At 40.3% G+C, this 25905-nt stretch carries 22 protein-coding genes and 1 tRNA gene; 9 read left to right on the top strand and 14 right to left on the bottom strand.

What is annotated here, in order from left to right; translation table 11 throughout:
• Positions 1-88 precede the first annotated feature (88 nt).
• Positions 89-2149 carry a TonB-dependent receptor gene (locus RF53_RS17630; protein WP_039038430.1) on the top strand — a complete coding sequence of 687 codons (2061 nt, stop codon included), beginning with the start codon at positions 89-91 and terminating at the stop codon, positions 2147-2149.
• Positions 2150-2177: 28 nt separating this feature from the next.
• On the opposite strand, the gene RF53_RS17635 is transcribed toward RF53_RS17630, so the two are convergent.
• The 7 genes from RF53_RS17635 to RF53_RS17665 form a co-directional block, all read right to left on the bottom strand.
• Positions 2178-2399, bottom strand: coding sequence for a hypothetical protein (locus RF53_RS17635; protein WP_039038431.1), 222 nt, complete (start codon positions 2397-2399; stop codon positions 2178-2180).
• Between the two features lie 66 nt (positions 2400-2465).
• The gene (locus tag RF53_RS17640) at positions 2466-2759 is read right to left on the bottom strand and encodes a Rid family detoxifying hydrolase (RefSeq protein ID WP_235420638.1); all 294 of its coding nucleotides are present in this window, start codon (positions 2757-2759) and stop codon (positions 2466-2468) included.
• Positions 2760-2923: 164 nt separating this feature from the next.
• Entirely contained in the window at positions 2924-3331 is a 408-nt protein-coding gene (locus RF53_RS17645) for a GFA family protein (protein ID WP_039038433.1), read from the bottom strand.
• A gap of 108 nt (positions 3332-3439) precedes the next feature.
• On the bottom strand, positions 3440-4729 hold the full coding sequence (locus tag RF53_RS17650) for a M20 family metallopeptidase (RefSeq protein ID WP_039038434.1): 1290 nt from the start codon (positions 4727-4729) through the stop codon (positions 3440-3442).
• Between the two features lie 19 nt (positions 4730-4748).
• Complete coding sequence (locus RF53_RS17655) at positions 4749-4940, bottom strand: hypothetical protein (RefSeq protein WP_039038435.1); 192 nt, start codon at positions 4938-4940, stop codon at positions 4749-4751.
• Positions 4941-4983: 43 nt separating this feature from the next.
• Positions 4984-6723, bottom strand: a complete 1740-nt coding sequence (locus RF53_RS17660; protein ID WP_039038436.1) for an alpha-amylase family glycosyl hydrolase — start codon at positions 6721-6723, stop codon at positions 4984-4986.
• A gap of 20 nt (positions 6724-6743) precedes the next feature.
• Positions 6744-7712 (bottom strand): aldo/keto reductase, encoded by a 969-nt coding sequence (locus RF53_RS17665; protein ID WP_039038437.1) that lies wholly within the window; start codon positions 7710-7712, stop codon positions 6744-6746.
• Between the two features lie 119 nt (positions 7713-7831).
• On the opposite strand from RF53_RS17665, the gene RF53_RS17670 reads away from it, so the two are divergent.
• Positions 7832-8707 (top strand): LysR family transcriptional regulator, encoded by an 876-nt coding sequence (locus RF53_RS17670; protein WP_039038438.1) that lies wholly within the window; start codon positions 7832-7834, stop codon positions 8705-8707.
• A 49-nt stretch (positions 8708-8756) separates the two neighbouring features.
• Here RF53_RS17670 and RF53_RS19160 read toward each other — a convergent pair whose 3' ends face one another.
• On the bottom strand, positions 8757-8960 hold the full coding sequence (locus tag RF53_RS19160; protein WP_052242911.1) for a LysR substrate-binding domain-containing protein: 204 nt from the start codon (positions 8958-8960) through the stop codon (positions 8757-8759).
• Positions 8961-9253: 293 nt separating this feature from the next.
• Positions 9254-10246 carry a fatty acid desaturase gene (locus RF53_RS17680; protein ID WP_039038439.1) on the bottom strand — a complete coding sequence of 331 codons (993 nt, stop codon included), beginning with the start codon at positions 10244-10246 and terminating at the stop codon, positions 9254-9256.
• A 268-nt stretch (positions 10247-10514) separates the two neighbouring features.
• Here RF53_RS17680 and RF53_RS17685 point away from each other — a divergent pair, with 268 nt between their 5' ends.
• Both RF53_RS17685 and RF53_RS17690 read left to right on the top strand, forming a co-directional pair.
• Positions 10515-11645 carry an FIST signal transduction protein gene (locus RF53_RS17685; RefSeq protein WP_039038440.1) on the top strand — a complete coding sequence of 377 codons (1131 nt, stop codon included), beginning with the start codon at positions 10515-10517 and terminating at the stop codon, positions 11643-11645.
• 12 nt (positions 11646-11657) lie between these two features.
• Positions 11658-13550, top strand: a complete 1893-nt coding sequence (locus tag RF53_RS17690) for an EAL domain-containing protein (protein WP_039038441.1) — start codon at positions 11658-11660, stop codon at positions 13548-13550.
• Positions 13551-14049: 499 nt separating this feature from the next.
• Here RF53_RS17690 and RF53_RS17695 read toward each other — a convergent pair.
• A tRNA-Leu gene (locus RF53_RS17695) sits at positions 14050-14134 on the bottom strand.
• Between the two features lie 327 nt (positions 14135-14461).
• Between RF53_RS17695 and RF53_RS17700 the strand changes: the two genes are divergently transcribed.
• The gene (locus tag RF53_RS17700) at positions 14462-14962 is read left to right on the top strand and encodes an RDD family protein (RefSeq protein WP_006793701.1); all 501 of its coding nucleotides are present in this window, start codon (positions 14462-14464) and stop codon (positions 14960-14962) included.
• An 80-nt stretch (positions 14963-15042) separates the two neighbouring features.
• Here RF53_RS17700 and lptG read toward each other — a convergent pair whose 3' ends face one another.
• Positions 15043-16110 carry an LPS export ABC transporter permease LptG gene (gene lptG, locus RF53_RS17705; protein WP_008131921.1) on the bottom strand — a complete coding sequence of 356 codons (1068 nt, stop codon included), beginning with the start codon at positions 16108-16110 and terminating at the stop codon, positions 15043-15045.
• A complete protein-coding gene (gene lptF, locus RF53_RS17710; protein ID WP_006793703.1) occupies positions 16107-17219 on the bottom strand; it encodes an LPS export ABC transporter permease LptF in 1113 nt (370 codons plus the stop codon). Before lptF ends, lptG begins: the two co-directional genes overlap by 4 nt.
• A gap of 309 nt (positions 17220-17528) precedes the next feature.
• Between lptF and pepA the strand changes: the two genes are divergently transcribed.
• The 3 genes from pepA to RF53_RS17725 all read left to right on the top strand — a co-directional run bounded on the left by pepA (position 17529) and on the right by RF53_RS17725 (position 22545).
• Positions 17529-19040 (top strand): leucyl aminopeptidase, encoded by a 1512-nt coding sequence (gene pepA, locus RF53_RS17715; RefSeq protein ID WP_010557831.1) that lies wholly within the window; start codon positions 17529-17531, stop codon positions 19038-19040.
• Between the two features lie 149 nt (positions 19041-19189).
• On the top strand, positions 19190-19636 hold the full coding sequence (locus tag RF53_RS17720) for a DNA polymerase III subunit chi (RefSeq protein WP_006793705.1): 447 nt from the start codon (positions 19190-19192) through the stop codon (positions 19634-19636).
• 53 nt (positions 19637-19689) lie between these two features.
• Positions 19690-22545, top strand: coding sequence for a valine--tRNA ligase (locus RF53_RS17725; protein WP_010557833.1), 2856 nt, complete (start codon positions 19690-19692; stop codon positions 22543-22545).
• 112 nt (positions 22546-22657) lie between these two features.
• Here the strand turns inward: RF53_RS17725 and RF53_RS17730 are convergent, their stop codons facing one another.
• On the bottom strand, positions 22658-23935 hold the full coding sequence (locus RF53_RS17730) for an outer membrane protein transport protein (protein ID WP_039038442.1): 1278 nt from the start codon (positions 23933-23935) through the stop codon (positions 22658-22660).
• Between the two features lie 284 nt (positions 23936-24219).
• Between RF53_RS17730 and RF53_RS19640 the strand changes: the two genes are divergently transcribed.
• The gene (locus tag RF53_RS19640; RefSeq protein WP_082014454.1) at positions 24220-24543 is read left to right on the top strand and encodes a hypothetical protein; all 324 of its coding nucleotides are present in this window, start codon (positions 24220-24222) and stop codon (positions 24541-24543) included.
• Here the strand turns inward: RF53_RS19640 and RF53_RS17735 are convergent.
• A complete protein-coding gene (locus RF53_RS17735) occupies positions 24503-25771 on the bottom strand; it encodes an HD-GYP domain-containing protein (protein WP_039038443.1) in 1269 nt (422 codons plus the stop codon). The genes RF53_RS19640 and RF53_RS17735 overlap by 41 nt on opposite strands.
• Between the last annotated feature and the right edge of the window lie 134 nt (positions 25772-25905).

Here is a 25905-nt window from a genome sequence, read left to right on the forward strand (position 1 = left end):
TACATGCACTTTAACGCAACAAGTTTAAAAGCCTATAAAAACCACATATCATTTAACCAAGCTATTTCCCCAAACGTTTTAGGTATGTATGAAATATTATTGTTTGCCGCTCATTTTGCCGTTTAGCCAAGCTGTTGTTGCTGATCAGAAAAGTACAGACTCAATTGAAGTTATTACCACCACAGCATCAAGGGTCGAAGCGCTTTCTACACCCCTTCCATTGTCTATTTCTACCTTAACCGAGGCGCAACTTAAGAGCATTGCACCCACTCACATTGAAGAAGCCCTGCAACGCGTTGCTGGTGCTAATGTACAACGCGGCAATGGACAAGAATATTTGCCTGCGCTTCGCTCGCCAGTTTTGTCTGGGGCTGGCGCATGTGGTGGTGTGCTAACTTTAGAAGATGGTATTCCTCTTCGCGCTGCGGGCTTTTGTAATATTAACGAGCTATTTGAATCGCATAGTGAGATGGCCCAACGTATTGAGGTGTTAAAAGGGCCGGGTTCAGCTTTATACGGCTCAAATGCTGTGCATGGTGTTATTAATGTAATAACACCCGACACAACTCAAGGCGGCGGTTTATTGGGCGTAGATTATGGCTCATATGGCTATGCACGCGTTAAATTACGTGCAGGGCAAGACTATGGGAACAGCGGAATTGGCATAAACGCCAGTATTACTGACGATACAGGGTACCGTGATGATGAAAGTGTTAAACAACAAAAAGTAAATATACGCCATCGTCTAGAGCGCGATAATCTATTGCTCACATCGGGTATAACTTATACACATTTAGATCAGCAAACAGCTGGTTTTATTACTGGATTTGAAAGCTATAAAAATGAAGATATAGCACAGCAAAACTTCGATCCTGATGCATTTAGAAAGGCAACATCTTTTCGAGCGTGGAGCAATGCAACATGGCAATTAGCCAATAACGATGTACTTTCTACTACTGTGTATATGCGCGATCAAAGTATGGACTTTTTTAAGCACTTTTTACCAGGTACACCGCTTGAAAAAAACAGTCAAACAGGTATTGGGGTTCAATCGCTTTATAAGCACAGTATAAATAACAATGTAACTCTGAACCTAGGCTTAGATGGCGAGTACACCCAAGCCGACTTTTTACAAAGCCAAAACGAGGCAACGCAAGGCTCGGCATTTTTAGCGGCTACCGTGCCACAGGGTAAACATTACGATTACGACGTCAATGCCACACTTTATGCACCATTTGCATCCGTGAATTGGCAATTAAATAAATGGCTATTAACAGCCGGGGTTCGTTACGAGCACATGCAGTACGACTACACAAATAATATGCTTGCGGGCAGAACAAAAGAAGATGGTAGCGAGTGCGGGTTTGGTGGGTGCCGATACAGTCGTCCTGCTAGCACTAAAAATAGCTTTAGTAACGCCTCACCTAAACTTGGAATAAGTTACCAGTACAACAGTAATAACACGTTTTACGCTAACTTTTCTCGCGGTTACCGAGCGCCACAAGCTGCTGAGTTATATCAATTACAACGGGAGCAAACCACCGCTAATTTAAACCCAGAAATAGCTAACAACGCTGAGTTTGGTATAAAAGGATTATACAGTGCATTTAATTACGGCTTATCTGTATATGCTATGAGTAAACACAATACTATTTATCGTGATAGCGACTTTTTCACTGTAAATGATGGCAGCTCTCGCCATCGAGGGGTGGAACTTGAGCTTAATTATCAATTACCCAATAACGTGTCGGTTAATTTTGCAGGTACACATGCTAAACATAGTTACACTAACAACCAAGTTATTAACGGCCTAAACATAAATGGCAACGACATAGATACCGCACCACGCAACATTGCTAATATTGATATTACGTGGCAAGCACGTAACAACACCCAATTTGCACTTCAATGGCATCATGTTGGCCATTACTACACAGACCCTGATAACTTAAATGAATACGAAGGCCATTCGGTTCTTAGCTTACGCGCCCAGTGGCAAGCAACAAAAAATATTGAAGTTATGGCTCGTATTATAAATGTGACCAATAAAGCGTATGCAGAGCGAGCTGATTACACCAGTTTTACTGGCGATAGATATTTTCCGGGTAAACCACGCAATGCAATGATTTCAGCATCTTACTCTTGGTAAGCAACTATAAATAGAATGTGGGTTAATGTTAGTTAACCCATTGCTGCAACCACGAAAAAAAACCTTTTGATGACTTAATTTGCGGGTGCTTTTGAGCGTAACGGGAATTAGCAAGCTCCCGTTGCTCTCTGCGTTCTTGTGCTAAGTTAGCCTTTGCTGCAAAGCGTATACGTTGCTCTTGGGTAAGCTCGTCATTGAAATGAATGGCTGACTTTTTTACTGCTCGACTACTTTTTGGTGAACTGCACATGGTTGTATCCCAATAATGTTACTAATTATATGACACGTAATTAGCGACAAAACTTTCAACCTATTCCTAAATTGCGCCAATACATTCAACTTCTACCAAAGAATCAAGCGCTAACGCTTTTACTGCAAATGCACTACGCGCTGGATACGGCGCACTAAAATATTGCGTATAAATAGCGTTAAACGCTTTAAAGTCGTTAATATTGGTAAGCATAACGGTGCACTTTACAATATTGCTCATGCTGTAGTTATGCTGCTCTAAAGTGCGTTTAATATTTTCAAGTGTTTGTTTAGCTTCACCTTCAAAACCACCCGCTGCTAACTTACCGGTTTCAGGATTAATCCCTATTTGTCCCGACATATAAAGCGTATTGCCTGCTCTTACTATTTGCGAAAATGGTAAGTTTGAAGCCACTTTAGTGGTATTTAAAAATCAACATTGCTTGAACTAGCATGGGCACTCATGCATATTAATGCACTTATGTATAACGTGATTAAAGAAGTCGGTTTCATAGTAACTTAACCTTATGGTGTGGTGTCATAAGCAGGAATTTTATGTAAATCGGCCAACCACGTAAGTGCTGACTTTGACCAAATTTGTGCTGAAGGCTTAAATTGCTCTCGCTGATCAACAGCACCTAAACGCAACCCATATATACGATCGATAGGTGACTCATTAGTTGCATAAAGTGATGTACCACAATTGGCACAAAAACCTTGCGCTCGCTTATTGCCACTTTGCGCTGTTTTTACATACTCTTTCGGTTGTCCTTTTGTAAAATCAACCGAATTAGGATCTGCAATTACAACGGCTCTAAATGGTCCACTCGACATCCGTTGGCAATCACTACAATGACATACTATTACGTTGTTATTTTGTGTGGTGGCCTCATAAGTTATATCGCCACAAAAACAGCTTCCTGTGATTTTCATATAATAATCCTCTAACATAGGCCTATAGAGCCTTCATACATCTTTACGTACTACGCTTAAAATACATTGAGTTAGCTTATGACTTTTACTAACTCAATTGTTAGCAGCCTACTTTTTACTATCTAAGTAATCTACAGCGAGCTGGCTTAATGCCTTAGTCCCTACTTTAAACGATGATTCGTCAGCATAAAAATAAGGTGAATGATTACTTGGTACCGTTTTTAAATCTTGGCTTCTTGGCGTACCACCTAAAAATACAAAGACACTTGGGATTTCTAATGCATAAAACGAAAAGTCTTCTGCACCTGTAATCTTATTCATTTCCACTAGGTTATTTTTACCCGCCGCTTTTGCGAGGGTTGGCAGCATTTGCGCAGTAAGCTCAGGGTTATTCACCGTTACTGGGTAGCCTTCATGAATATGCACATCGGCAGTTGCTCCCGACGACTTAGCAATATGTGTAGCCGTTGTTTTTATTTTTTCAAAAATCTGTGCTCTATTATTCATATCAAAATTGCGAATTGTACCTACCATTTCAACTTTTTCAGGAATTATATTATTGCGCACTCCACCTGCTATTTTGCCAAACGACACAATTGCGGGCTCTTTGGTTATATTTACTTGGCGGCTCACAATATGATTAACACCCGTTACAATTTGTGCAGCCGCTGCAATAGGGTCAACCCCAGTCCACGGTGCTGAACCATGTGCTTGACGACCATTAACAGTAATTTCAAACCTATCAGAACTGGCCATAGCAGGGCCGCTTCTGTAACCAATTTTGCCGCTGTGTAAGCTCGATGTTATGTGAAGACCAAATGCCACGTCGGGTTTATATTTGGTAAATATCCCCTCTTTGAGCATCAATTCTGCACCGCCTTCCTCGCCAATAGGTGCGCCCTCTTCTGCTGGCTGAAACACAAACATAATATTACCGTGCAGCTCGCTTTTCATATCGGCCAATACTTGTGCTGCGCCCATCAACATGGCTACATGCGTGTCGTGCCCACAGGCATGCATTACACCCACATCTACACCGCGGAAATTTGTGGTTTTGGTTGATTTAAATGGCACATCTGTTTTTTCTGTTACCGGTAGTGCATCCATATCGGCGCGTAGCATTACCGTAGGACCAGGCTTTGCGCCTTTTAAAATACCCACAACACCGGTGTAAGCAATATCGGTTTGTACTTGCATACCTAACGACTTTAAGTGTTTAGCCACAATGCCTGCGGTACGTGTTTCGCGATTACCAAGCTCAGGGTTTTGGTGAAAGTCACGTCGCCATTCAATTACCTGCTGCTCTACATTTTTAACGTGTTGATCAAGGTTTGCCTGCGCGTTAAACGTACCAAGTGCAGCAAAACCTAATGCCACTGAAAGTAGTGATTTTTTCATCCTGTTTTCCTTTATTATTTTAATGAAGCCCAACAACCGATTTAGTATTATAGAAAAGTGCTGTTGAGTTATAGCCTACACCATTTTTAAATACAGTTTCCATATTACGGATAGCCGACACATTTTCTGCAATATTGTCATTTATAATTACTAACCCAGCTTGTTTACCTACTTCAATACTGCCTACTCTATTTCGCTTATTTAAATACAAAAGCCAGCTTAGCAGCTGGCTTTTACTTAACCTAAACCCTTAATTATTTAGCAATATACACGCTATAACTAAGCCCTTTTAAAGTGACCGTTAACTTGCCATTTTGTTGCTCAAGTTGCTCGGCAGCTACAAGGGGGGACAAGTGTTTATAGGGGCTATTAAACTCTATTGTTTGTGGCGTTTTTTCGCTATTAAACACAATAATATATGCCTGATCTGCGCCTTTTACTGTGCGTGAAAACGCAAACATGCCAGTGTTTTCAGCAAAAAATAAGTCGTTGTATTCACCGCGGCGAAGCCCTTCGTGATTTTTTCGTAACTTACTTAATTGAGCAATAGCTTTAAATAATGGGTGCTGCTGATTAAAGTTATCATCAGCCGTTGTTTGGGTAATGCCTATAAGGTTATTGTCGTTATAGCTTGCAACCTTTGATGCAAACATATCTTCGCGTGCATCAATATCGTGGCCATCGCCTGTAAAACCTTGTTCATCGCCATAGTAAATAACTGGTATACCGCGCGATAAAAACATAAACGCATGCGCTAATTGGCTGCGCTTTAATTTAAGCTCGTCACCTTCGTGATCAAATGTTTGGTTTATAAATAAGCCAGGTCTGCCCATGTCGTGGTTACCTAAAAAGGTCATAAGTAAATCGGCTTGGCTGTCTTCATCTTTGTATAGTGAGTCTTGTGCAAACAGCTCGCTAATGGCGCTTGGGTTCTCTCCTTTAAAAAACACATCGGCCGCTATTTTTTGAAATGCAAAATCAAGCACCGATGGAATTTTACCTTCTGTAGTAAATACACTTAGGTTTTTAGGATTTGGGTCGTAAACCTCACCAAACACATGAAAATTTGGAATGCCTTGCGCCTTAGCGTAATCAATAATAGCGGGTGTAAATGTTTGCCAAAACTCGAGATTTACATGGCGTACGGTATCGATTCTGAAGCCGTCGGGCTTAAACTCTTTTATTAAATTTTGATAAATATCGACCATGCCGCTCACCACCTGCGGATGCTCTGTTTTTAAATCGTCTAGGCCGTTAAAATCACCATTAAGTGAGCTTTCGCCACTAAAGGTGCTGTCGCCTTGATTATGATAATAATCGACATTATTTAGCCACTGTGGGTACTTAACATTTTTTAAGTGCTCTGGAATAAATGGGTTATATGGCTTAGGGTTATTTAGCGCTTTATATTCACAATGCGTTAAACCCGTTTTAAATTGACCGTCTGGCATGTGGCATTCATCGTAACGAATAATATCAGCAGTGTGGTTAGTAATTATGTCAAAAAATACTTTAATGCCTTTTTTATGAGCCGCATCAATTAGTTTTTTTAAAGAAGCATTACCACCAAAGTGCGGGTCAATTTCGCTAAAATCGACAATCCAATAACCATGGTGCGCAACACCCCCGAATTGAATCGCTTGATTGCGTAATAATGGCGTCATCCAAATGGCTGTAACCCCTAGTGCTTCTAGGTAGTCTAGCTTTTGTTCAATACCTGTTATATCTCCACCATGAAAACCACTGGTGGTTGTTAAATTTAACCCACCAGCCGAAATAGCATGCTCTTTGCTACCATTATCGTTTTGCGGATCGCCATTATAAAAACGATCTGGTAATACAAAATAAAATATATCGTCGCGTACATCGCGCTGTAAATAATTATTAGCACTTGCCGTGTTTGCGTTATCGGCCGGTGGTGGCTGATTACTTTTACAAGCCGTTAATACCACGACTGTGCTTAGTAAAAATGTTGTTAGTGTGTTTTTTATCATTTTAGTGCTCCTTTACTAAACTATGGCAGCTCGCAACCTTTTACACTTTCGTAAAGTGCATACCAATGAGCGGCCGTTAACTGTATTTTGCTTACTTGTGCACACGCTTTAATACGCGCTGTGTTAGTAGTCCCTATAACAGGTTGTATGTTTGAAGGATGCCTATTTAACCATGCCAGTACAATGGCTTCTGCACTTGTGCCGTACTGCGCAGCTAAGCTTTGTACTAATTGGTAGGTGTTTTTGATATGGGTTTCAGCGCTGGTTATATCAGCACCTGAAAACAACCCTTGGCTTAAACTTCCCCACGCCTGCAGCTGTATATTTTTGTGCTGGCAAAACTCTATTAAGCCTGGCGTAAAGTTAATATTTGCGCCTTGCGCGTTACCAGCATATATCCCCTCTTCAACCCAGTCATTTTTTAATAAGCTCATTTCTACTTGATTCAAAATAAGTGGCTCTGAAAGGGCTTGTTGAATGGCTTTTATTTGATGTTGCTGCATATTAGACACCCCTAAAAAACGTACCTTGCCTTGGCTTTTTAGTTTTTTATAAGTGCTAGCAATTTCCTGTGGGCACATGAGTGGGTCAGGTCTGTGCAAAATAAGTACGTCTAAGTAATCGGTTTTTAGCTGCGCTAAACTATTATTTACACTGTGTTCTATCCACTGCCCTGAAAGGTCATAACGCTTAGGGCCATGTTCATCTTCAAAGCGAATACCGCATTTAGATTGAATAATTAACTTATCACGGTCGGTACGCGTTTTTAAAACTTCACCAAATACCTGCTCTGCTTTACCAAAAGTATAAATATCGGCATGGTCAAAGTAGTTAATGTTATTTTCAAGCGCAGCCTCTACCACTGTGTGTGCTTGGTGTATGTCGGCTTTGGTTATTGGGTTGTTATTCCAGCCGCCACCCAGGCCCATACAGCCATAAATAAGTTCGCTAGCATTGGGTATAAATTGAGAAATCGGTTTATTGGTCATGAGTAATCGGTATTAAAAAAGAGTGACTTGTAGTTTACCGATTAAATTATTCAACTAAATACTAAAAATAAAACTCATTATTTGTTATAACAAACAATAAAAACACAGTGCTCATTTAAATGCTTAGAGAACATAAAAAATTTGAACGGTTATTTTTATTTAACGAAGTAGCCAAACACTTAAGCTTTTCAAAGGCAGCTTTAGCGCTTGGGATATCCCGGGGGTATTTGTCTGAGCAAATAAAAGCGCTCGAAAAAGAATACCAAAGAGCCCTACTCATTCGTACAACCCGCAGTGTAAAGCTCACCCAGCAGGGAGAGCATGTGCTTAGCTGTATGGGAAATATTAAAAGTACATTATTAGAGCTAGAACGCACATTAGCCCATGAACACGAGGCTATTGCTGGCAATATTAGAATTACCGCGCCGAGCCAATTTACCAATAGATACCTGCTCACTATTTGCGAACAATTTAATCAAGAGTACCCTGATGTTAAGTTTAATATAGACTGCAGCTACCCCCCTCACGACTTGATACAAAGCAATTACGATATTGCATTTAGATCAACCCTTAATCCACCACAAAACATGATTGCCAAAAAGCTATTTAGTTATAAGCAGGTGTGCTGCGCAGCCCCAAGCTATATCGCTAAAAATGGTGAGCCAGGCAGTGTTGAAGATTTATTAAAGCATAGCTGTTTAACCAGCACGCAATTTAGCCTTTGGCACTTTTCCGATAGGGCCATTGAGCTTGAGGGAAAACTAAGTATTAATGATAACCACATGCTTAAAAACCTCGCACTGCAAGGTCAGGGAATTATATACACCCCCGAGTATTTAGTAGATTTAGAAATTAACGCACACACTTTAAAACCGGTATTAACGCAGTTACAGTATCCGCAATCTGATGTGTATTTAATTCACCCTCAGCTAATTAACGAATCTGCACGTATTAGCCGTTTTATTAAATTCACCACCAACTGGTTTAGAAACTAGCTTACCAATTACTTTTATATTGAGATAAATGGTTTACTAAATAATCTACTCAAGCTTTAACAGTTGGGCTTAACAAACGTTGAGACGGATAAAGTAAATTAATAGGTTGTGGGCTTGGCGCGTATTCATTCAATACCTTTACCAGCTGTCCGCTTTTGAGTGCTGAGTTAACGTAAGGTAATTGCGCTATACCCCGGACTGCTGGAGCAAACTCCTTTAAACTTTGTAAGTCTTTAACCTCTATAATCTCCAAGAATTTTAAAGTCGTATTTTACCTTCAGGATTAACTCCAGCACCGCGTGTTAGCTTTAACTGTGTTTAGAGGACAATTAAATTTTTTAAATGTACCCATCTTAATAAAGGTTAGAGTCATAAAGCTATTTGAATTGATAAAAGGGAGGGTTAAACAAGCTCACTAATTTGGTACCAGAAAGGCTAGTTTTTTTACCATTGTGGGAGTAATTCCAGTTTGTTACATGAACGATTAAACCGCTCATGTAGCAATGTTTGCTTATTTTTTAATGCGCCAATTAAACTTAACTTTAGCTAAGCTTTATAAGCGTTTGCATTTTTAATGCTGTTAAAATCGTTAAACCGTACATTATGCTGGCGCATTACGTCGAGTATTTTTTTGCTTAACATTTGGCGTAAATAAAAAGGTTGGTTTGGTACAAAGTGATGAATAGTGTGCGTTTTACCAAAATTGAAGCAAAAAAGGTGAAACGGCATAAATAACCGGCTTGTAATTACGTGTGTTTGCTCAAGCATATTATTTACGCCACCGTAATAGTGCATGCTTGATGTGACAAAATTAAGCGAGCTTGAACGCACTATATTAGGCACAATTAACACAATCATCATAAATTCAAACACATTTAAAACCTCTAACGCTCGTGCCGGAGTGCTTGCTTCAATGGGTACAAAAAAGTTAACTGTGTGAAATATAATTACGCTATACAAAATAATGAAGTATGTAGTTGTTACTGGAAAGCCCGCATTAAATACGCTTAAAAAACTAAATCCTTTAATTTCTTTACTAAAACGTTTGGTATTAATAACTAAACCGAGTAAACCGTCCACAATAACAAGCGCACGCATAAATGGATTTTTAATGCCATTGCCCACTAAGCGCTCTTCGAGATCTTGCTTTGTACCTGATGTTTTATGATGATGTAAATGCATTTTGCGTCTATACCATGGGCTAATGGTGTTTGGCCTCATCAACCACACCGTCAACATCATAAAATTATGGATTAAAGGCTGGTTACTAAAATACTGTTTATGAATGAGATCATGCTCAAGTTCGTGAGAAATCGAAGCCGCCATAGCTGCCAAAATAATACAAGCCCATGCAGGTATAATGGCAAGGTAATACAAAACCCCAACACCAATTAAAGCACTCAACGAGAGCAATAATATAACAAGCCCAATGGTATTTTGATGAGCAAGCAAAGGGTATTTTTGGCGTAGAACTGCCTCTTCTGCTTTTATAGCTTTAACAATTGCTTGAATATTTTGTTTGGCACTTAGCTGAGTCATATGAACGTTCTTAAAACCGTGTTGTAAACATGATACTTAATTATATTGTACGCTAAAACATTAAAGTTGGATTTCATTGTATTTAAGCAAAAAATCAATTTTTAAATGTTAAGCCTAATTTCCTATCTAAAAGGGTTAAATACTTAATATATAAAGTGGTAAGCACTTCAAAAGAGCGTTAATTAAACGTAACAAATGTGGATTTACCTGCATTTACCCTATAATCTATATTATTAATAACATAGCTGTGCGGGAAAGCCTTTAAATTATGAACACTTTTCAATCTATTTATAAAGAAGGCAAATGGCAAACGTCGCTACCTAAAAAATCTGATGCTGCATTAGTATTTGCTTTTGGTGACAGACATGCCATGGCAACATCACACATGTTGTCTCAATTAAAATCATCTTTCCCTGAGGCTGAAATTGTAGGGTGCTCTACCAGCGGAGAAATTCAAGGTAGTGAAATACACGACGAAAGCATAGCGCTGACCGCCGTCCACTTTGAGAAAAGTCATGTTGTTGCCAAGTCAGATAACATTAGTAACTATGCCGACTCAAGCTCTTTGGGCGCTGCACTTGTAAATCAATTAGATCATAATGGCTTACGCTATGTGTTTGTTGTTTCTGATGGGCAGCTTATAAATGGTAGCGAGCTCATTGAGGGTATTACTGGCGCATTACCTAAAAACGTACTTGTGACCGGTGGCTTAGCGGGTGATCAGGCCCGCTTTAAAGAAACCATAGTATGGCACAATGATAACGTTACTAAAGGCTTAGTCGTTGTTGTTGGGTTTTATGGCGAAAAGTTAAATATTAGCCATGGCACCATGGGCGGGTGGAAACCATTTGGCCCTATACGCGAAATTACCAAATCAACTAAAAATACCCTTTACGAAGTAGATCACAGTCCGTCACTGGAGTTGTACAAAACGATGCTGGGTGAATACGCTGACGGGCTGCCAAGTTCTGCTTTATTATTCCCGCTATCTATGCAAGAAGTTGGTGAAGAACAATCCGTAGTCAGAACCATTTTAAGTATTGATGAAGATAAAAAAAGCATGACCTTTGCAGGTAATCTCCCAGAGGGTGCTAAATGCCAACTAATGCGCGCAAACTACGAAAATCTGATTGATGGAGCACAACAGGCAGGTGAAGCAGCCCTACAAATGATGGGCAGCAACCAGCCAAGTCTTGCGCTTTTGGTGAGTTGTGTTGGCCGACGAATGATACTCGACCAATTAATTGAAGAAGAACTTGAAACAATTGCAGACTTACTTCCCGAAAACTGTACTAGAACCGGGTTTTACTCTTACGGCGAGTTATCGCCTCATGTTCCTTTTGGCCCGTGTCATTTACATAATCAAACCATGACACTTACCTTGCTAACTGAAGACTAAGAGGTTTACAAGTTGCACAAACTGCTAGCACGCCAGTTAAAACGTAGTAAGATTAATGAAAGCTTTGTTCAAGAGTATACCGATATTATATCGCGGGTATCTGATGCTTATGAACTGAATGAGCGCGAAATTAATATTTTAGAGCGCTCATTATTTATTACGTCTAACGAATTAAACGAACGTAATGACTTACTTAAAAACCAACTTAATGAGCTTTCTGATACACAGCAACAATTAGAACATTCAATTAGTGTGCTTAACGCAACATTTGACGCTATAGGCGAACAAGTTACTGTGCTAGACCTAAAAGGTAACGTTGTGAGCGCCAATATAATGGCCAGAGAGTTCTTCGAGCGCTTTAATTTAAACGCATATAATTACTTTAGCCAAATAGATAAAGTAATAAAAAAAGGCAACAAAAGCGCCGATATTATCGCGCAATTAAAAGCAGACTCAAAACAGGCATTGAGTGGCGAGTTTGAATCTATCGACGACAAACATTATAGTTACCGCTCACTCCCTCAGCTTAAAAATGGCCAACTTATTGGTCGTGTATTTTGTATTCGTGATATCAGCGTTGAAAAAGAACATGAAGAAATCATTCATTTTCAAGCCTACCATGACGCCCTAACTGGATTAGCAAACCGTCAATTATTTATGGACCGTCTTGAGCATTCACTAACGCTTGCAAGACGCGATGATTCGATGACTGCTGTGCTCTTTTTAGACCTAGACAACTTTAAGCGAGTTAACGACACTGAAGGCCACAAAGGCGGCGACGAACTACTAATCAAAATGGTAGAGCGTATTAACCACCGTTTAAGAGAGCAAGACACACTTGCCCGAATAGGTGGTGATGAGTTTGTAATTCTTGTTGAGCTTGTTAAGTCAAAAAATAATATTGAAAACTTGTGCGAGGCGTTGTTAGAGACAATAAGTAAAGAATTTATTATAAATGGTCGACCTCAATATGTATCATCAAGCATTGGAATTGCGTTATATCCACAAGATGGTATTACGCCCGACTCCTTGCTTAGTAATGCCGACATGGCGATGTATGACGCCAAAAATAATGGCAAAAATGCCTACCGTTTTTATCATAGGAAATTAGAAGCTCATGCCCGTGAACAAATGGATATTGAGCGCGAACTTCGCAAAGCAATAAACAACCAAGAATTAGAAATATACCTACAACCTAAAATAGGTTTAGACTGCAATCAGATTTTGGGAGCTGAAGTGTTGATGCGCTGGTTTACGGCTAGCGGAGAGTCTATACCGCCCGATTTATTTATTCCTATTGCTGAATCAACTGGGCTAATAAAAAAAATAGGTGAGTTTGCTATTAGCTCGGCTATATCGCTATTAGAGCAATGGCAACTAGAGGGCATCGCGCCTTTAAAGCTTGCAGTTAACCTATCAATTATTGAATTTCAGGACGAACATTTTATTGATTACATTATTGAAAGTATTTCAAACTCATCAATTAGTGGCGATCAATTAATTATTGAGTTAACTGAATCTATTTTTATGGAAAATAAAGAGAAGATGAGTAAAACCATGCATAAGCTCAAACACTATGGTGTTGCGTTTGCATTGGATGACTTTGGTAAAGGTTACTCGTCGTTTAGTTATTTACAGTTATTGCCTATCGATTACTTAAAAATCGACAAATCGTTCTTACAAAATGTCATTACTGATGAACAAAGCGCTGCCATTGCCAAGTGTATTATCGATATTGGTCATAACTTAGATTTAGCTATTATTGCAGAGGGAATAGAGGATCAAGAAACGCTTGATTACGTATCAAAGACTCACTGCGAAATGGCGCAAGGATTTTTTATGTACCGTCCTATGCCCTCTGATTCATTTACAAAGCTAATACGAAAAAACAGCCACGCAAAGTGATATGACTATTTAGAATATCATCTTGAGTGCCGCTCGAGCCTATTAGTAAAAGCCCCATTACAGAGTAATTAATTCGTCCATGAAGCTACATCCATCGTTCATCCATGAACTCACTTCGAATAACTGCGAAACTTCGTTTCGGTTTACTCTCACCCAGCGGCCGGACTTTAACTTATACCTGCGCACTTGAGTGCCGCTCGAGTCCGTCATCACAAATTTTAGACATAAAAAAACCTCTGCTAAATCTAGCAGAGGTTATAAAAAGTGGTACCAGCGGCCGGACTTTAACTTATACCTGCGCACATGAGTGCCGCTCGAGTCCGTCATCACAAATTTTAGACATAAAAAAACTCCTGCTAAATCTAGCAGAGGTTATAAAAAGTGGTACCAGCGGCCGGACCTTAACTTATAGCAGCGCACTTGAGTGCCGCTCGAGTCCGTCATCACAAATTTTAGACATAAAAAAACCTCTGCTAAATCTAGCAGAGGTTATAAAAAGTGGTACCAGCGGCCGGACTCGAACCGGCACTCCTTTCGGAAGGGGATTTTGAATCCCCCATGTCTACCAATTTCATCACGCTGGCATCATTTTTCTTTAACCTTCTAAACACGAGAAGATAAAGAAAAACCACTTTAGAGCTTAGGATTATTTATGTGCCTTCGTCTCTATGCCAAGCATTATACAAACAATAGGGTTAGCAGCAAGCCTTTTATTACATAAGCATGATCAACCGCTTAACATTTAGGCAACTCTTAACATTTAAAAAAATTAAAGCGTCATGTAAATAAAGCACTTTAAAAATACAGATATTATTTAAACCAATAGTTAAATGATACCAACATACTATAGCGCTTAGTATTTTTGCGCTTTTTTGCTAAACTAGCCACACATTAACAGTGAGAGTATTTTTATGTCGGGTGAGTTTCCACGTGCTGGTTTTTGGCGCCGTTTTGCGTCGCTAATATACGACTCTTTAGTCGTCATTTCATTATCTATGCTAACCGCTATTTTGTACTTTGCTGCAATTCAAGTTTTAATTTCTACGGGCCTTATTGAACAAACCGAAGGTCAAGACCCTGCTGCATTTATAGAAAATTCACCTTTACTAGATGGCATTCGCAGTGCGTTGTTTGTGGGCGTAAATGTTATATTTTTTAGTTACTTTTGGACCAAAAGTGGTCAAACAATTGGTATGCGAGCGTGGCGATTAAGAGTACAAACTAACGATGGCAATTTAATTAGTTGGTCGCAATCAGTTATTCGCTGCATGGGCGCGTTACTTGGTTTAGGTAACTTAGTTGTGTTAGTTGATTTTAAAAACAAAAAAGCGTTACAAGATTACTTATCTAAAACAGAGGTTGTTGCTCTTTCAAAAGAAGAGAACAAACGTATATACCGCGAGCTCGATTAATATATACACAGTAATAAAACCTCTAAAAACAAAAAAGGGTGACTTACTAGTCACCCTTTTTTATTTTTAGATATAATCGCTTATACCCGTTTATTCATTAAGTAGGTCGCAAAGCCTATAAAAATAACACTAGGCAGCACGGCGCCAATTATGGCAGGTATTTGGTAAACCATTACCACGGGACCAAATATCTCGTTTGTTAAATGAAATACAATGCCTGTTACAACACCCATAATTATTCGTGCGCCCATAGTTACAGTACGTAATGGGCCAAATATAAAAGAAAGCGCAACCAATAACATAACCGCAACCGACACGGGTTGCATAAACTTTCGCCAAAGAGCAAGATCATAAGTACTGGTATCTTGCTCATTTTGCTCTAAGTAGCTTAAGTACGACCATAGCCCTGTAAATGACAGCGATTCTGGCTTTACAGATACAACACCTAACTTTTCAGCGGTTAGTTGCGATGGGTAAAACTCTTCTGGGTGTAGTTCAGTTGTAATTAACTCATCCGTAATAATGACTTTGTTTACATCACGTAAAAGCCACCCATCTTTTCGGCTAATTGCCTCTTTAGCTTTAGTAATTTGAGTAAGTTCAAGTGAGCTATCAAAATAGTACATGTGCAAACCGTTAAGCTTACCGCTTTCATCCACATCTTCTATATTTATGAAGTTATTTCCATCTTTCGCCCAAACCCCTTTTTGTGCGCTAAACACATCTCCGCCATGTATAGCTTGGTTTCGCATTTCTTTTGCACGTAACTGTGCCTCTGGTGCTCCCCATTCGCCAAGCGCCATCATACAAATGGCCATAAACATGGCGGTTTTCATCACCGAACCAATAATTTGCAACCGTGACATACCCGCAGCTTGCATAACCACTAATTCACTATTTGAAGCAAGCGCACCAAGCCCTGTTAAGCCCCCAATGAGCGCAGCCATAGGGAAAAACACCACTAAATCACCAGGAATACTGTACAGCGTATACAGCATGGCGGTAATCAAATCGTAACTACCACGCCCGACCGATTTTAACTGTTCAATAAATTTAATTAAGGTACTGATGCCAACTAAAACCAACAAAGCAAAGCCTGTTGTTTGTAAAATGCTGCGGCCTAAATACCAGTCGAGTGTTTTCATCATGAGCTTAACTCCCGCTTAGTGACAACAGCTTTAAGCAAAGCGCCTATTGGGCGGCCTTTAATAATTAATAAGCCACCAATAAATAAGGCACTCAAGTGAATCCACCAAAGCCCGATTGACGGTGGTATTTTGCCATCTTCTATCGCGAACTTTGCGGCATTTAATAAAATAAAATACCCAAGATACAAACTTATAGCGGGTACCAATTTAGCAAATTTACCTTGACGAGGATTAACCACACTTAACGGCACTGCTAGTAAAGTAAGCAGTGGAATAGAAAGAGGAATAGCAATACGCCACTGCCATTGAGCAATAGACTCAGGCGTATTAATAGCAAGCAACTGATTAGTCGGCACAGCTTCTAACTTACGGCGTTGGTGTTCTATTTCTTGTTCACGAATTTGCACACTGTAGCCATCAAACTCGGTCAGGTTTAATGCTGGTGTTGTTGCGTCGGTTTCGTATCGTTTCCCATCGGTTAACACTAACTGTTGCTCACCGTTTTGCGCTTCAATTACTACGCCTTGCTCTGCGTATACTAGTCGAGCTAATTCATCGTTATCACTATTTGGTAGCTGTGCAACAAACACTTTGTTTAGCTCTTTGCCACCATTTTCAATATTATGAATAAACACCACGGCTTTTTCGTTACCTGTTTCTTGGAAACGACCGGCTCTTAATGCTGACAGCCCAGCGTCAGCTTTAGCTTGTTCTTTTAATTGATACTCTTGCTCACTGGCCCACGGTGCTAGGTACATAGTTAATGCGCCAGCCAAAAGCGCTAAACCTGCGCTTGATATTAAAGTTACACGCACTACATACCATTCGCTCACACCACATGCTTTTAATACCGTCATTTCGCTGTCGGCGTAAATACGGCTATACGCTAAAATAATGCCTAAAAATATACTCAATGGAAGAATTAACGAGGCAAGTTGTGGTAACTTTAACGCAATCATCGACAGCACTAATTGAGCAGGAATGCTTCCCTCTGATGCGTCACCTAAAATAACCACCAGCTTTTGTGATAAAAAAATGGTCATTAAAGTTAAAAATACGGCGACCTGCGATTTTAAAACCTCAGCGGTCAAATAACGAAAAATAAGCAATGCTCGCCCCTGTTAAACTTAGTATTTCACTACAATAGTGAGTGTCGAATAGTTAAATAGCTATTTTGCACAGTTTATACCGACAAATAGGCTATTATTATAAGCCATCAAAATTAATTATCCTACCTAAGTGCAAGATATAATGTTGCATTAGTAGCCCTTAAGCATATAAAGTTCAATTACACAGTAAGAGTCGGTAAAAATCAGCTAAAATGAGTATTATCTCTACATAAGCTTAGCTACTAAGACTAGAAAATATTATTTTTGGCCTTATTTATTAGTTTAAATGACTCACAACCAGGAGCAACAATGGAATTTAGCGTAAAAAGTGGTAGCCCAGAAAAACAACGCAGCGCATGTATTGTCGTTGGCGTGTACGAACCACGCAGGTTATCCCCCATTGGTGAACAACTCGATAAAATCAGTGATGGTTATATTTCAAATTTACTTCGCCGTGGCGACCTAGAGGGTAAACCTGGCCAAGTTTTATTATTGCACCATGTCCCTAACGTGTTAAGCGAGCGTATTTTGCTTGTAGGTTGCGGTAAAGAGCGCGAGCTTGATGACAAGCAATACAAACAAATTATCTCTAAGACAATAAATACCCTAAACGATACAGGCTCTATGGAAGCGGTATGCTTTTTAACAGAGCAACACGTAAAAGGCCGAGATACTTATTGGAAAGTACGCCAAGCCGTAGAAACAACGCAAGATTGCTTATACACGTTTAATCAACTTAAAAGTAAAAAAGTAGACCCGCGTCGCCCACTTCGAAAAATTGTATTTAACGTACCCACGCGCCGCGAACTCACTATTGGTGAAAGTGCGATTGAGCACGGTTTAGCTATCGCTGCTGGCAGCAAGTTGTGTAAAGACGTTGCGAACATGCCACCCAACATTTGTAACCCTGCGTATTTAGGCGAACAAGCGCAAGAGCTAGCTACCAATTTTGATAACATCACCGTTGATATTATTGGCGAAGAAAAAATGGCTGAGCTTGGTATGAACTCGTACTTAGCGGTTGGCCGTGGTAGTGATAACGAATCTGTTATGTCGGTTATTAACTACAAAGGTGCAAGCGACGAGCAAGCGCCAATTGTGTTAGTTGGTAAAGGTTTAACCTTTGACTCCGGCGGTATTTCAATTAAACCTGGCGAAGCCATGGATGAAATGAAATACGATATGGGCGGTGCTGCAGGTGTTATAGGTGCAATGCGCGCTTTGGCACAAATGCAATTACCTATAAACGTAATAGGTATTTTAGCTGGTTGTGAAAACATGCCTAGTTCAAATGCTTACCGACCAGGTGATATTTTAACAACGATGTCGGGGCAAACGGTTGAAGTACTTAATACCGATGCTGAAGGTCGTTTAGTATTATGTGATGCGTTAACCTACGTAGAGCGTTTTGACCCAGATACCGTCATAGATGTAGCCACCCTTACAGGTGCATGTATTGTTGCATTAGGTGCTCATGCAACAGGCTTGCTTGCAAACCATAACCCCCTTGCCCACGACTTATTGAAAGCGTCTGAGCAAAGTGGCGACCGTGCATGGCAGCTACCACTGTGGGACGATTACCAAGACCAACTAGAAAGCCCATTTGCTGATTTTACTAACTTAGGTGGGCGCGCGGCAGGCACAATTACCGCAGCGTGTTTTTTATCTAAGTTCACCAAAAAATATAATTGGGCGCATTTAGATGTAGCGGGTACTGCATGGCGAAGTGGTGCAAATAAAGGCGCAACAGGACGCCCTGTTCCTATGCTAACTCAGTATTTATTGAACAGAGCGGGTGTAAGCGAAGCAGCACACGATTAATTACCTGTTTAGTTCAAAATAAGGCGCCACTAGGCGCCTTATTTATTTGTGTATTAATTGAAGCAAACCCCGTTATATGGCAAAATCTGCCTCTTAATTTATGTGTATTAATCTAGTACACATTCAATGCCATGGGAAAGCCCGATACAATGAACATGAACGCTAAATTTTTCGTTCTAAAGCAACAAGATGAGTCTAAAGCCCAGGCTGATGATCATTTTGCTTTGGCTGCACAAATAGCGGCCGATCAGTATCGTAATGGGCAACGTGTATTTATTTGTGTAAACGATAACGATACAGCCTGTGCCATTGATGAAATTATTTGGGCATTCGACCCAGACAGTTTTGTACCACACAATTTACAAGGTGAAGGCCCTAAAGGCGGAGCCCCTGTTGAAATTGGTATTACGCCACCTGTTGGCAACCGAAAAGTTTTAATAAACTTGGCCACTCAGCTACCTGATTATATTCGCCGATTTAACCAAGTTTTTGATTTTGTCCCCGTAGAACCTGTTGCTAAACAAGCAGCCCGCGAGCGTTTTAAAAAGCTACGCCAACTCGGTGCCAATCTCACCACGCAAGATATTAATAGCTAGCCACTCAGGCAAACTAACCAACTAATTTAAGTACTTATTTAAGGTTCTGTGTAATGGATAAAACCTACAATCCGCAAGATATTGAACAGTCTCTATATCAAGACTGGGAACAAAAAGGCTACTTTAAGCCATCTGGCCAAGGCGTACCGTATTCTATTATGATCCCGCCGCCAAATGTCACGGGTAGCTTACACATGGGCCACGCTTTCCAAGATACAATAATGGATACCCTTACGCGTTTTAAACGTATGCAAGGTAACAACACATTATGGCAAGTAGGTACTGACCACGCAGGTATCGCAACGCAAATGTTGGTTGAGCGTAAACTGCATGCTGAAGAAGGTAAAACACGCCACGATTTAGGCCGCGAAGATTTTATTAATAAAATCTGGGAATGGAAAAACGAATCGGGCGGCACAATCACTAAACAGCTTCGTCGTCTTGGCGCATCAGTTGATTGGGACCGTGAACGTTTTACGATGGACGATGGTTTATCTGAAGCGGTTAAAGAGGTATTTGTTCGCCTTCATAAAGAAAACCTAATTTACCGTGGTAAACGCCTAGTAAACTGGGATCCAAAATTACACACTGCTATTTCTGATCTTGAAGTTGAAAACAAAGACAAACAAGGCCACATGTGGAACTTACGTTACCCACTAGCCGATGGCGTTAAAACACAAGACGGTAAAGACTACATTGTAGTCGCAACTACGCGCCCAGAAACTATGCTAGGCGACTCAGGTGTTGCAGTAAACCCAGATGACGAGCGCTACACAGATTTAATTGGTAAAGACATTTTATTACCTATCGTTAATCGCCGTATTACCATTGTTGCTGATGAACACGCCGATAAAGATAAAGGCACAGGTTGTGTAAAAATAACCCCAGCTCACGACTTTAACGATAACGAAGTTGGTAAGCGTCACAAAATGCCAATGATCAATATTTTCGATAAAGACGCCGCTATTTTAACGCAAGGTGAAACTTACACCTTTGACGGCAAAGAGCTTGAGCTTGATGCGCCAATTCCAGCGCGTTTTCATGGGCTTGATCGTTTTGCAGCGCGTAAAGCGATTGTGGCTGAATTTGAAGAACTTGGCCTACTTGAAAAAATTGAAGATCACGGCCTAACTGTTCCTTACGGCGACCGCTCTGGTGTGGTCATTGAGCCACTACTTACCGACCAATGGTATGTACGTGTTGCGCCACTTGCAGAACCTGCTAAAGATGCAGTTAAAAACGGCGACATTCAATTTGTGCCTAAGCAATACGAAAATATGTACTTTTCATGGATGAACGACGTACAAGATTGGTGTATATCACGTCAGCTTTGGTGGGGTCACCGTATTCCAGCTTGGTACGACAGCGAAGGCAACGTATACGTTGGTCGCGACGAAGCGGAAGTTCGCCGCGATAACAACATTGCAGATAGCGTAGCACTTAGCCAAGACGAAGATGTACTTGATACCTGGTTCTCGTCAGCACTTTGGACGTTCTCAACGCAAGGTTGGCCAGAAAACACCGATGATTTAAAAACCTTCCACCCGTCTGACGTGTTAGTAACGGGTTTTGACATTATCTTTTTCTGGGTTGCGCGCATGATCATGATGACGCTGCACTTTATAAAAGATGAAAATGGTAAACCACAAGTGCCGTTTAAAACAGTGTATGTTACTGGCCTAATACGTGACGACAACGGCGATAAAATGTCTAAGTCAAAAGGTAACGTACTTGACCCGCTAGACATGATTGACGGCATTGAGCTTGAAGACCTAGTACAAAAGCGTACTGGTAACATGATGCAGCCTAAACTTGCCGCTAAAATTGAAAAAGACACGCGCAAAGTATTTGCAAATGGTATTGAAGCACACGGTACCGATGCGCTTCGCTTTACCCTTGCAGCAATGGCATCTACCGGTCGTGATATTAACTGGGATATGAACCGCCTTGAAGGTTACCGTAACTTCTGTAATAAACTATGGAACGCGAGCCGTTACGTATTAATGAACACGGAAGAGCAAGACTGTGGTTTTGCAAACGATGCACAAAAAGAGTATTCGTTAGCCGATCGTTGGATTTTAGGCCAATATGAAGCCACCGTTAAAACCTACACTGAGCACCTTGATAACTACCGCTTCGATTTAGCAGCAAACACGCTTTACGAATTCACATGGAACCAGTTCTGTGACTGGTACTTAGAGCTAACTAAGCCTGTATTATTTAAAGGCAGTGAAGCACAGCAGCGCGGTACACGTAATACACTCATTACGGTACTAGAAAGCCTACTGCGCTTAATGCACCCAATGATGCCATACATCACAGAAACTATTTGGCAACGTGTTGCACCACTTGCAGGCCTTGAAACAGCGGGCACTAGCATTATGGTACAAGGCTTCCCTGTTTATAATGAAGCAAGCGTTGATGCCAAAGCGATGGAAGACTTAGAGTGGGTTAAACAATTCATTTTAGCTATTCGTAACATTCGTGGTGAAATGGATATTAGCCCAAGCAAGCCACTGAGCGTATTACTTGCCAATGCATCGAGCGAAGATGTGCGCCGTATTGAAGAAAATAAATCGTTCTTGGCATCATTGGCTAAGCTTGAAGAGTTTACAATGCTTGAAAACAAAGACGACGCACCAGCGTGTGCAACCTCTTATGTTGGCAACCTTGAAATTATGATCCCAATGGCGGGCTTAATTGATGTTGAAGCAGAGCTTGCACGTATCAACAAGCAACTCGAAAAAGCAGAAAAAGGCCTAGCGCAAGTGCAAAACAAACTCGCTAACGAAAAGTTTGTAAACAATGCACCAGAAGCCGTTCTTGCAAAAGAAAACGCTAAGTTAGCTGAATTCACCGATGCTAAAACTAAGCTGCTTGAGCAAAAAACGAAGATTGAAAGCTTATAATTTTAGTCACCTGCCTGCTAAAGCAATTTAGCAGGCATTAAAAAGCCGCTCACTTTAATAAAAGTGAGCGGCTTTTTTTGTGCCTAATGATTAAGCTAAAAGCACTTTTACATTAAAACGTGTAGTTGTACTGCGCGCCAATAAGCGTAGCATGACCTTTAGATTCAAAAGACCACTGCGAGCCTAAGTTATCTTTTTCAGTGTAGTTTTGTGTTTTACCACGAATAATACTCACGCCTAAATCAACGTTTGAGTTTTTATCGATGATGTAGTTACCACCAAAAGAGAACCAAAAGCGGTCTGTGTCTGGAATCGAGATTGATAAATGCTGTTGTGATACAGGCGACTCGTCAAACGCAATACCTGCACGTAACAATAGGTTTTCGTTGTACTGGTAGTCAGTACCTACTGAGTAACGAAGTGCATCAGAGAAATCTTCTGTTTTTTCAAATGCGCTAAACTTATCACCCGTTGGTGCTGTTACTTGTGCTTCTAATGAATCAAAGCTGCTCCAGCCAGTCCACAATACACTGTAATGTAAGCCTAATTTTTCGTCTAACTGATGTGAACCAGAAAACTCAGCAATAGCAGGTAGCGTTATTTCAACCGAACCTGGAAGTTCAAGCTGTCCGTCTAATCCACCAGGAATAAATGCAGAAGGAAGCTCGTTTGAGTATTCACCTTCAAACGTGATGTCAGTTTCTGTACGGTAGTTAAAACCAAAACGACTGTTTTCGTCTAATTGGTACATTAAACCAACATTTAAGCCGTAACCAATATCATCACCTTCAAGGTTTACTGCATCCGTTGAAGCAGGGATTGGTAAAGCTGAAGCACCAAACTTGCGAATAATTTTAGCTTCTGCATAAATTGCATTTAAGCCAATACCAAAGCTGAACTGCTCGCTTACTTTATAGGCAACGCTTGCGTTCATATTTACGGTTACAATTTCTGTTTCGCCCGCAATTTGACCTGCCGCGTAGTCGTCATCAAATTTTGTTGCTAAACCAAAGTTAGCAAATGCGCCAAAACCAACTGATACTCTGTCGTTTACTGGCATAGTGAAATAAGTTGCTGGAATAACGGCGCTAGGCGCAATGCTGTCGTCATCTAATGCATTCGGGTCGATGCCATTGTTTGTACCAGTGCCCTCAAGGCTAACATCTGGAACAACGGCTATAGCAGCAACACTTAGTTGCTTATCTTTAAATAAAGTCATTAAAGCAGGGTTACGTGCAACAACAGACGCGTCGTCTGCGATAGATGCTTCACCAGCATAAGCACGGCCTAAACCTGATGCGTTTTGCTCAGCTAATTGAAACGCAGCTGCAAAAGAGTCAGCTGAAACAAATGCAAGCGAGGCTGCGATAAGCGTTTTAGAAAATTTCATTGTTGTGTCCTTAACCAAACTCACTGTTTGGGTAGCTATGTGTGTTGTTACTTATATTCAAAACCCGGCTACACTACATTAATTTTTAGAAAAAAACTTCATGATCACACCAAAAACACCTAAAAAACACGTTTTTTAACTACATTTTAACAACTATTTAAAACTCATCGGACAAGAAATGTGTTATTAGAGCAATTACTCTAAATGTAATTAATTATCATTTAGATTGACATAAATTACGCCGCATTTTAAACTCTTTTTAAAATAACCAACGGGTTAAAACTGTGCTGATTGTTCTAATTATGGTGGGTCTCATTTTTTGTGGAGCCAGTGTATTTTTCTTTTACAAGGCAAATTACTGCGCATGCACACAGGCCGGACAATGCGACAACCCTGTTAATCGTTACTGGCTAGGCGCTATGTTAAATGCTGTTGTATCGCTCATATTTTGCTGCACAGCTTTACATGTAGAGCTTGGCACTTTGTTGTGGTTGGTACTAATGGGAAGTTGTTTTTTAGGCGCGTTTATATCAGCTCAGGCAAACCAAAAGCGACAATGTATTAAGGCTAAACGAGAAGATGATCTTTTAACAAACGAGATAAGTTAATTTGATAATCCATGGGCTTTACACTCGCTAAAATTTTAAGCTCTTGGTTGTCGGTACTCAAATCTATATCTTTAGGCGTTACGTGATGATTATGCTTTGCATTATAAAATAATTTAACTTTTGGCTTAATAGGGTTTTGGGTATTTCCCTCTAACACGATTGCTAAACGCTCGTTAGTTAATTTAACAATACTTCCCACAGGGTGGACACCTAAACACTTTATAAAGCGCTGCACTAACTCAGCATCAAATAACTTGTTGCTAGCCAATAAGTAACGTAATGCATTAATAGGCTCATCGCCTTCTTTGTATAGCTTATCAGCGGTCATCGCATCATATACATCAACAATAGCCATAATACGGGCAGCACGACTGAGCTTTTGATCACTTACACCTCTGGGGTAACCTGAGCCATCTAATCGCTCATGATGATTTACTATCATGTCTAACATGAGTGGCGTTACACCCTCTTCCTCTTTTGCTAATATCAGCCCTTGAGATACATGCTTTTTTACCGCGCTCATTTCAAATTCGGTCAGCTTAGAGGGTTTTGATAGTATACCTTGTGGTATTTTAGCTTGGCCTAAATCATGGAGTAATGCGCCCATTGCCAATTGTTGAACAACCCCTTGCTTGTAACCTAAGTACTTAGCAAACACGGCGGTAAAAATGGCACAATTGATCATATGTCGCCAGTTATAATTGTGCTTGTCTTTTACGCGCGTAAGTATGGTCATAGCGTTGGTATTTCGAAAAACGGAGCTAACTATCTCACCGGCTATTTCATCAAGTACTTTTACATTAACGGCCATGCCTGCGGTTATATCTCCATATAGCGACTTTAATTTTTTACTATGGCGCTCGTAACCTTCACTGGCTGCAGCAAACTCTTGCTCAAGCGTTATACTTGCAGGTGTATTTACGAGTTTTGATTTATCCTTGGCAGGCTTTGCCTTTGTTTGATCACTTAGTCTTGTAGACGCTAAATTTTTATTTTTTACAGGGGACTTGGAAGTTGGCTTGTACTTAGCGGGGATGGCTACATCGCCTTTAGTAAAATCAATTAATAGCTCAAGCACGCCTTCTGTCGCTAAACGTTTTATAATCGATTTTTCACGAACCAAACCACTGGTTTTAATTTTTATTCCATTAACACCTTCATGTTGCTTAGTTACGCTATCGACATACATGCCGGGAACAAGTTCAGTGATAGGTAGAGTAATAAGCATAAAGGTATTTAAAATAGGTAATTAAACACCATTGATAGCATTTTACACCTGTACAAGTCTAACATTTGTTTCATTTACGTTAATAAATGACTATAAAGGATTGCTTATCACTCACTTAAAAAAGTACATTTAAA

This window comes from Pseudoalteromonas sp. ECSMB14103, assembly GCF_000813065.1.
Classification (GTDB): Bacteria; Pseudomonadota; Gammaproteobacteria; order Enterobacterales; family Alteromonadaceae; genus Pseudoalteromonas; species Pseudoalteromonas marina.

Coding starts and splice junctions, on each gene's coding strand:
- RF53_RS17670 (WP_039038438.1), top strand. CDS start 7,832: ATGCTTAGAGAACATAAAAAATTTGAACGGTTATTTTTATTTAACGAA.
- lptG (WP_008131921.1), bottom strand. CDS start 16,110: ATGATGAAAACACTCGACTGGTATTTAGGCCGCAGCATTTTACAAACA.
- RF53_RS17725 (WP_010557833.1), top strand. CDS start 19,690: ATGGATAAAACCTACAATCCGCAAGATATTGAACAGTCTCTATATCAA.
- RF53_RS17660 (WP_039038436.1), bottom strand. CDS start 6,723: ATGATAAAAAACACACTAACAACATTTTTACTAAGCACAGTCGTGGTA.
- RF53_RS17685 (WP_039038440.1), top strand. CDS start 10,515: ATGAACACTTTTCAATCTATTTATAAAGAAGGCAAATGGCAAACGTCG.
- pepA (WP_010557831.1), top strand. CDS start 17,529: ATGGAATTTAGCGTAAAAAGTGGTAGCCCAGAAAAACAACGCAGCGCA.
- RF53_RS17635 (WP_039038431.1), bottom strand. CDS start 2,399: ATGTGCAGTTCACCAAAAAGTAGTCGAGCAGTAAAAAAGTCAGCCATT.
- RF53_RS17640 (WP_235420638.1), bottom strand. CDS start 2,759: ATGTCGGGACAAATAGGGATTAATCCTGAAACCGGTAAGTTAGCAGCG.
- RF53_RS17735 (WP_039038443.1), bottom strand. CDS start 25,771: ATGCTTATTACTCTACCTATCACTGAACTTGTTCCCGGCATGTATGTC.
- RF53_RS17665 (WP_039038437.1), bottom strand. CDS start 7,712: ATGACCAATAAACCGATTTCTCAATTTATACCCAATGCTAGCGAACTT.
- RF53_RS17650 (WP_039038434.1), bottom strand. CDS start 4,729: ATGAAAAAATCACTACTTTCAGTGGCATTAGGTTTTGCTGCACTTGGT.
- RF53_RS17700 (WP_006793701.1), top strand. CDS start 14,462: ATGTCGGGTGAGTTTCCACGTGCTGGTTTTTGGCGCCGTTTTGCGTCG.
- RF53_RS17680 (WP_039038439.1), bottom strand. CDS start 10,246: ATGACTCAGCTAAGTGCCAAACAAAATATTCAAGCAATTGTTAAAGCT.
- RF53_RS17720 (WP_006793705.1), top strand. CDS start 19,190: ATGAACATGAACGCTAAATTTTTCGTTCTAAAGCAACAAGATGAGTCT.
- RF53_RS17645 (WP_039038433.1), bottom strand. CDS start 3,331: ATGAAAATCACAGGAAGCTGTTTTTGTGGCGATATAACTTATGAGGCC.
- RF53_RS17630 (WP_039038430.1), top strand. CDS start 89: ATGAAATATTATTGTTTGCCGCTCATTTTGCCGTTTAGCCAAGCTGTT.
- RF53_RS17730 (WP_039038442.1), bottom strand. CDS start 23,935: ATGAAATTTTCTAAAACGCTTATCGCAGCCTCGCTTGCATTTGTTTCA.